Origin of the sequence: Dietzia cercidiphylli (assembly GCF_014145145.1) — a bacterium.
GTDB lineage: Bacteria > Actinomycetota > Actinomycetes > Mycobacteriales > Mycobacteriaceae > Dietzia > Dietzia natronolimnaea.
The window spans coordinates 1-6,367 of the sequence record NZ_JAALEA010000030.1 but is presented as its reverse complement, the minus strand read 5'-3'; the positions used below and the strand labels follow the sequence as shown (position 1 = coordinate 6,367).

7 protein-coding genes, 1 tRNA gene and 2 pseudogenes are annotated in these 6,367 nt (G+C 70.4%); 6 read left to right on the top strand and 4 right to left on the bottom strand.

All coding sequences use genetic code 11. The features are described from left to right. Window positions 1–374: pseudogene (locus G6028_RS01780) on the top strand (hypothetical protein); the annotation flags it as partial. A 39-nt stretch (window positions 375–413) separates the two neighbouring features. Here the strand turns inward: G6028_RS01780 and G6028_RS01775 are convergent. The 3 genes from G6028_RS01775 to G6028_RS01765 all read right to left on the bottom strand — a co-directional run bounded on the left by G6028_RS01775 (window position 414) and on the right by G6028_RS01765 (window position 3,534). Continuing rightward, a complete protein-coding gene (locus G6028_RS01775) occupies window positions 414–1,862 on the bottom strand; it encodes an alpha,alpha-trehalose-phosphate synthase (UDP-forming) (RefSeq protein WP_182657864.1) in 1,449 nt (482 codons plus the stop codon). A gap of 31 nt (window positions 1,863–1,893) precedes the next feature. Continuing rightward, window positions 1,894–2,082, bottom strand: a complete 189-nt coding sequence (locus G6028_RS01770) for a hypothetical protein (RefSeq protein WP_107748799.1) — start codon at window positions 2,080–2,082, stop codon at window positions 1,894–1,896. Between the two features lie 69 nt (window positions 2,083–2,151). Then, complete coding sequence (locus G6028_RS01765) at window positions 2,152–3,534, bottom strand: threonine/serine exporter family protein (RefSeq protein WP_182610390.1); 1,383 nt, start codon at window positions 3,532–3,534, stop codon at window positions 2,152–2,154. 90 nt (window positions 3,535–3,624) lie between these two features. Here G6028_RS01765 and G6028_RS01760 point away from each other — a divergent pair. From G6028_RS01760 to G6028_RS01750, 3 genes are all read left to right on the top strand, one after another. Then, a tRNA-Thr gene (locus G6028_RS01760) sits at window positions 3,625–3,697 on the top strand. A 90-nt stretch (window positions 3,698–3,787) separates the two neighbouring features. Further along, window positions 3,788–4,207 carry a nuclear transport factor 2 family protein gene (locus G6028_RS01755; protein ID WP_338404119.1) on the top strand — a complete coding sequence of 140 codons (420 nt, stop codon included), beginning with the start codon at window positions 3,788–3,790 and terminating at the stop codon, window positions 4,205–4,207. A gap of 21 nt (window positions 4,208–4,228) precedes the next feature. Continuing rightward, the gene (locus G6028_RS01750) at window positions 4,229–4,618 is read left to right on the top strand and encodes a nuclear transport factor 2 family protein (RefSeq protein ID WP_182615625.1); all 390 of its coding nucleotides are present in this window, start codon (window positions 4,229–4,231) and stop codon (window positions 4,616–4,618) included. Between the two features lie 52 nt (window positions 4,619–4,670). On the opposite strand, the gene G6028_RS01745 is transcribed toward G6028_RS01750, so the two are convergent. Further along, complete coding sequence (locus G6028_RS01745) at window positions 4,671–5,099, bottom strand: HIT family protein (protein WP_107748802.1); 429 nt, start codon at window positions 5,097–5,099, stop codon at window positions 4,671–4,673. 127 nt (window positions 5,100–5,226) lie between these two features. On the opposite strand from G6028_RS01745, the gene G6028_RS01740 reads away from it, so the two are divergent. Both G6028_RS01740 and G6028_RS01735 read left to right on the top strand, forming a co-directional pair. Next, complete coding sequence (locus tag G6028_RS01740; RefSeq protein ID WP_182657862.1) at window positions 5,227–5,931, top strand: TetR/AcrR family transcriptional regulator; 705 nt, start codon at window positions 5,227–5,229, stop codon at window positions 5,929–5,931. Window positions 5,932–6,003: 72 nt separating this feature from the next. Further along, window positions 6,004–6,367 (top strand): annotated as a pseudogene (locus G6028_RS01735) (phosphoribosylamine--glycine ligase); the annotation flags it as partial.

Genomic DNA, 6,367 nt, shown 5'->3' with positions numbered 1-6,367 from the left:
CGCCCCGGGCGGCCACCGACGCGGCGCGCGAGATCACCACCCAGATGTTCACCTACGACCACCGGACGGTGGACGCGGACCTCGGAGCGGTACGGGAACGGCTCGCCGACCCGGCGCTGTCGGAGTTCGTCGAGCAGTCCATGCCGACCGTCTCCTCCGCCGCCAAGCAGCAGGAGGCCACCGTCTACGCGACCGTCGCCGCCGCCGCGCCGCAGGAGGTGACGGACGCCGAGCGCGTCACCGTGCTGGTCATGCTCAACCGGATGGTCTCCACCAAGGACGCGCCCGAGGCGGCCAGTTCGGCCTCACGGCTGAGCGTGGACATGGTCCGCCAGGATGGGACGTGGAAGCTCGCCGAGCTCAATTCGCTGTGATGCGGCGCCCCCGCTGGTCTACCCGGCGTCCCCGCTGATCTACCCGGCGGAGGTGGCGTCGAGCGTCTCGAAGAACCGGCGCGCCCACGCGTGGACGTCGTTGCCCAGGACCTGCCGACGCAGTGACCGCATACGGCGACGTCGGTCCTCGGGGGAGTCGTGGACCGCGGCCATGATGGCGTCCTTGACCCCGTCGAGATCGTGCGGGTTGCACAGGTACGCCTGGCGTAGCTCCGCGGCGGCGCCGGCGAACTCGCTGAGCACCAGGGCGCCCTCGCCGTCGGTGCACGAGGCCACGTACTCCTTGGCCACCAGGTTCATGCCGTCCCGCACGGGCGTCACCAGCATGACGTCGGCGGCCGCGTAGAACGCCGCCAGTTCCGTCTTGGGGACGGGCCGGTGGATGTAGGTCACCACGGGGTGCCCGATCTCGCCGAACGTGCCGTTGATGCGGCCCACCGACTCCTCGATCCGCGACCGCATGATCTGGTACTGCTCGACCCGCTCGCGGCTCGGCGTGGCCAGCTGGAGGAGGGTGACGTCGGCGGGCTCCAGGCGCCCCTCCTCGAACAGCTCCTCGAGCGCGCGCAGGCGGACGTCGATGCCCTTGGTGTAGTCCAGACGGTCCACGCCCAGCAACAGGATCTCTGGTGAGCCGAGTTCGGTACGCAGGCGTTCCGCGCGGGCGCGGGTGTCGCGGTCGCGGGCGGCGGCGTCGATGGCGGCCGAGTCGATCGAGATGGGGAACGCCCCCACCCGGACCCTGCGGTCGTCCACGCGGATCTCGGACGCCCGACCCCGGGTCGAACGCAGCCGAAGGGAGGGGTGGCCGCCGAGTCGGTTGGCGAGGATCCGGAAGTTGTCGGCTCCGCCGGGCAGGTGGAAGCCCACGAGATCGGCCCCGAGCATCCCGTCGACGATCTCCGTTCGCCACGGCAGCTGCATGAACAACTCGACGGGGGGGAACGGGATGTGGAGGAAGAACCCGATGGTCAGGTCGGGACGCATCTCACGTAGCAGGCGGGGGACCAGCAGGAGTTGGTAGTCCTGCACCCAGACCGTGGCGTCGGTGGCGGCGGCCGCGGCGGTGGCCTCGGCGAACCGGCGGTTGATCGCGACGTAGGCGTTCCACCATTCGCGGTGGTACTCGGGGGGGACCACCACGTCGTGGAACAGCGGCCACAGCGTGCCGTTGGAGAACCCCTCGTAGTAGAGCCCGACATCCTCGGCGGACAGCGTGACCGAGTGCAGCCGGATGCCGTCGGCGTCGAAGGGCTCGGGGGCGGCGTCCGCCACTCCGGGCCAACCCACCCAGGCGCCGTGGTTGGCCTTGAGGATGGACTCCAGGGCCGTCACCAGCCCACCGGGGCTGGCCTTCCAGTGTTCCCGGCCGTCCTTGTCACGGACGAGGTCGACGGGTAGCCGATTGGCGACGACGACGAAGTCCGCACCGGCGTCCGGCGGCGTCTGCTCGGTCGCGCGCGTCATCCCCGTCCCTTCCGTGATCGCTGTGATGCGGCTAGTCGACGTCGGCAGGGTCGACCTTCTCGGGGCCGATCCCGAGCATCTCGAGCAGCATCAGGCACTCGTCGGCGTCTGCGGCGTACGAGGCCACGATCCTCTGGGCCTGATATGCGGTCTCGTCGGCGACGGGCTCGAGGTCGACGTCGAGCTCGGGCTCCTTGCTGGCCGCTGCGGCGGATGCCATGTGTGTCCTCCCGTGGTCGGTATGGGACGCAGGGCCCGTGTGGGCTCAGGCGTCCGACGTCATCTTACGTCACTGGTCGGCGGCGGCGGACCTGCGCAGATTACGCGTGACCCATTCGCCGAACACGATGCCGGCCGCCAGGGCCACCGCGATCGCCAGGGCCTGGAACATCAGTCCCACACCGATACCGGTCTGGTCACTGGTGAGGGCCGACAGTCCCCGATAGACGGACAGCCCGGGCAGGAGCGGTGTGATCCCCGCGATGGTCACGATCAGTGGCGGGACGGTCGCGATACGGGCGAGGATGCCGCCGAACAACCCCATCGCACAGGCCGCGAGCGCGGAACCCACCACCACGCCCAGCCCGGTCGTCGTGACCACCTGGAAGATGACCATCCCGATCGCCCCGACCGCCGCGGCGAGCCACGTCGCACGCACGGTGGCGTAACTGGCCACCGCGAAGCCGGCGGCCCCGACCCCCGCCGCGAAGACGGCGAGATACAGGGGCGCGTTGCCGGAGATGGTCGGGTCGATGGGGGGCGGGGACATGCCCAGCCGCGCGAACACCGCCAGGGCGATCGTGATGCCGCCGAGAACCCCTCCGGTGAGGATCATCGTCTCCACGCCGCGGCCGGCCGACGTCACGGGGAACCCGGTGATGGCGTCCTCGATCGCGCCGACGAGCGTGAGCCCCGCGAGGAGCACGATGATTCCCGCGGCGACGAGTGTGGATGGCTGGATGTCCACGAAGTTGTCGCTCAGGAACACGTAGGCCAACAGCGCCCAGGCGGCCGCGATGAACCCCCCGACGATCTGCTGGAAGAACTTCGGGAGGCGGTGGCCGTCCAGATAGCGGTTGGCGTACATCAGCGCGAACGTGGACACCATGGACAGGAGTCCGGCGAGCGGGCTGCCACCCAGTTGGATGACGACCGCGCAACCGAGCATCGCCCACCCCAGGACCGCGACCCGGAACGAGTGGGGGTGCGGGGAGGCGATGATCTGCTCGACCTCCGCCGTGGCCTGCTCGACGGTCAGTTGGCGCCGCACGATGAGGTCGGTGAGCCGGGCGACACGGGTCACCCGGGTCATGTCGATCGTGCGGTAGTTGACCACCCGGATGACGGAGATCGGCGGGCGACCACGTCGGCGGTTCACGCCGATGGTCAACGAGGTGAAGGTGACCTCGACGGTGGCGCCCGGCAGGCCGAACGCCGCCGCGACCGATTCCCCCTGGGCGACGGTGTCCGCCGCGCCCTCGCCGGAGGACAGGAGGATGCCGGCGATCTCGAGGGCGAGGTTCAGGACGTCGGTGACGGCGCCGTCGTCGTCCAGGTCGACCGGTGCCATCGGGGACAGGGGCGGCTCGACCGCCAGGTCCATCGTCGACTTGCGCAGACCCAGCCACGCCAGGGGGCGGGTGAACGGTGCGGGTGCGTCGCGGATCTCCACGTGGACACCGTAGTCAAGACCGCGGCGGTCGAGAGCGCGGCCCGGGGTCCGGTTAGGATGTGACCCGGACCCCGGCCGTGCCGGAGCCGTGCTGGAGTGGCGCAATTGGTAGCGCACCCGACTTGTAATCGGGCGGTTGCGAGTTCAAGTCTCGTCTCCAGCTCTCACCCGCCGCCCGGGGGAGCCGGGAGTGCACGCCACGCGCGCGCGGTATACGTTTAGTTTTCTCAGGTTTCTGGGTAGGATGTGGCAGGTGTTCAGCGACGGCGGGGGCTCCGGAGACGTGGACGGGGGCGTGGACGCTGAGTCCACCCGGCGGATCGCCGAGGCGTGGATGCGCGCCGTCACCTCATGTGACGTGGACGCCGCGCTGGCGCTCTCCTCGCCGTCGATCGTCTACACCAACGGCGGCCACCTCCGTCTCTACGAGGGGCACGACGGCCTGCGTGACATCATCGAGGATCTCGCGCGTCTGTCCGGGTTCCTCGACGTGGCCGTCCTGTCGGCGGTGGCGGAACCGGGGATCGTCGCGCTCAAGCGGCTGGAGACCTACACGCTGCCCGAGGGGGGCGTGGAGATCCCGGCCCTGTCGTTCGTCGAGGTGGAGGGCGGTGTGGTGACCCGCTGGGAGGACTACAAGGACCTACGTACTCTGAACACGATCTCGGAGTAGACGGTGGACGGGGGCGGTCCGATGGACCAGGACGAACGGCGCGGCGGCTCCGGAGAGGTGGCCAGGGCGCTCGTGGAGGCCACGTTCCGTGGTGACGTGGACACAGCGACCTCGCTGTGCACGCCCGACCTCGAGTTGCGGATCGAGGGCACCCAGGTGGTGCGCGGCCGCGACGGGCTGGCCCAGCTGATCGAGTTCAACGAGGAGGTCTCCACCGACGTCCGGGTGGAGATCCACCGGGTGCTGTCGTCGGGGGACACGGCCGCGGTGAGCAGGACCACGTTCCTCACGATCGGGGGCACACCCATCACACTCGCCGTCGGCGCGTTCTTCACGCTGCGTGACGGCCTGGTCAGCGAATGGTGCGACTACCAGGACATGGGCGAGGTGACGCGCGCGCTCGGGCACTGAGCCGGTCACCCGCCCGACCCGACCACCGGGGCGGCGAGTCGGGGTGGGCCGGTCAGTCCCCGGGCACGAACTCGTCGTGGCCGAGTTCCCGCAGAGCGCGACGGATCGTCGCGGCCGCCGCGTCCGACTCCTCCGCCGGGGCGTCGGGGTCCGCGCGGGACAGGTCGAAGCCGGACATGTCGTCGGCGGGGAAGACGTGGATGTGGGTGTGTGGGACCTCGAACCCCGCGATCAGATAGCCGGCCCGCGACGCCCCGAAACCCTCGACGACGGCCTCGCCGACCGCCTGGGCGACCTCGTTGAGCCGCGCCCACAGTCGGGGGTCCAGGTCGGTCCAGCGGTCGATCTCCTCTCGCGGGACGATGAGGGTGTGGCCGGCCGCGACGGGCGCGATCGTGAGGAAGGCGACCACCTCGGGGTCCTCCCAGACGAACCTTCCCGGCAGCTCACCGGAGATGATCTTGCTGAAAACGGTCGACATGCTCCCAGCCTAACCATCCGGGGCGGCCGCTTGCCGCTGATGCGCGGCGGTTCGTGATGTAATGAGGGGTACGCCACCCGGACATCGAGCGGCGAACGGTCCTTAGAGGATGGCGGAGGGACGGCAGATGATCGAGGCAACGGCACCGACGGCAGACGACACCGTCAAGAAGAAGTCCTACCACCACGGTGACCTGCGGAACGCGATCATCCACGAGGCCACCACGCGTGCGCGGTCCTCGGGGGAGAAGGCGATCGTGCTGCGGGAGATCGCGCCGGTCATCGGGGTGTCGGCCACCGCCGCCTACCGACATTTCACCAACCGGCAGCAGCTGGTCGAGGAGGTCTCGGCCCGCGGGTTCGCCGCGATGGGTGAGCGTGTCGCTCTCCCGGGTGTCACCGGCGCGGAGTCGGCCCCGGGGCTCGCGGCCTACCTGGACCTCCGCAACGCGGGGATCGCGATCGTGGCGTTCACGGTCGCGGAGCCCGCTTGGGCGCGGATGATGGTCGAGACTCTCGGGGAGTCGTCGACGGTCGCGTTCGCGGCCTCGGACGTCGCCGAGATCATGCAGCAGATCGTCGACCGCGGGATCACGGCGGGGATCTTCCGTCCGGGGACGAGGATCAGGGACCAGCGCGTCCTGTGGGCGGGGATCGACGGCCTCTGCTCGCACGCGATGTTCGGGCTCAAGCCGATGGGGACCCCGGAGGCGGACCACGCGACGGCGCGCACGCTCGATCTCTGCATGACGGACATGCTCACCGCGGAGGGGCTGCGGATCCGCGATGAGGCCACGTTGCCGGACGGGATCGCGACCGACCTGCCGAGCTGAGGTCCACCCGACGACGCCCGCACCGGCCGTGCCGGGTCACGTCGCCCGGGGGGCGCGACTACTGTGGTCGCTGTGCGAATTCTCGTGATCGGTTCCGGTGCCCGTGAGCACGCCATCCTCGTCGCCCTCGCAACGGATCCCGCGGTGACGGAGCTCCACGCCGCGCCGGGCAACCCCGGCATGGTGCAGGCCACGTGTCACGACGCGTCGGTGACGGATCCCTCGGCGGTCTCCGCGTTGGCACGGCGGCTCGAGGTGGACCTGGTCGTCATCGGCCCCGAGGTGCCGCTGGTGGCGGGGGTGGCCGATGCCCTCCGCGCGGCCGGCGTCCCGGTGTTCGGTCCCTCGGCCGAGGCCGCCCGGATCGAGGGCTCCAAGGCCTTCGCCAAGGACGTCATGGCCGCGGCGGGGGTCCGCACGGCGCGCGCCGAGGTCG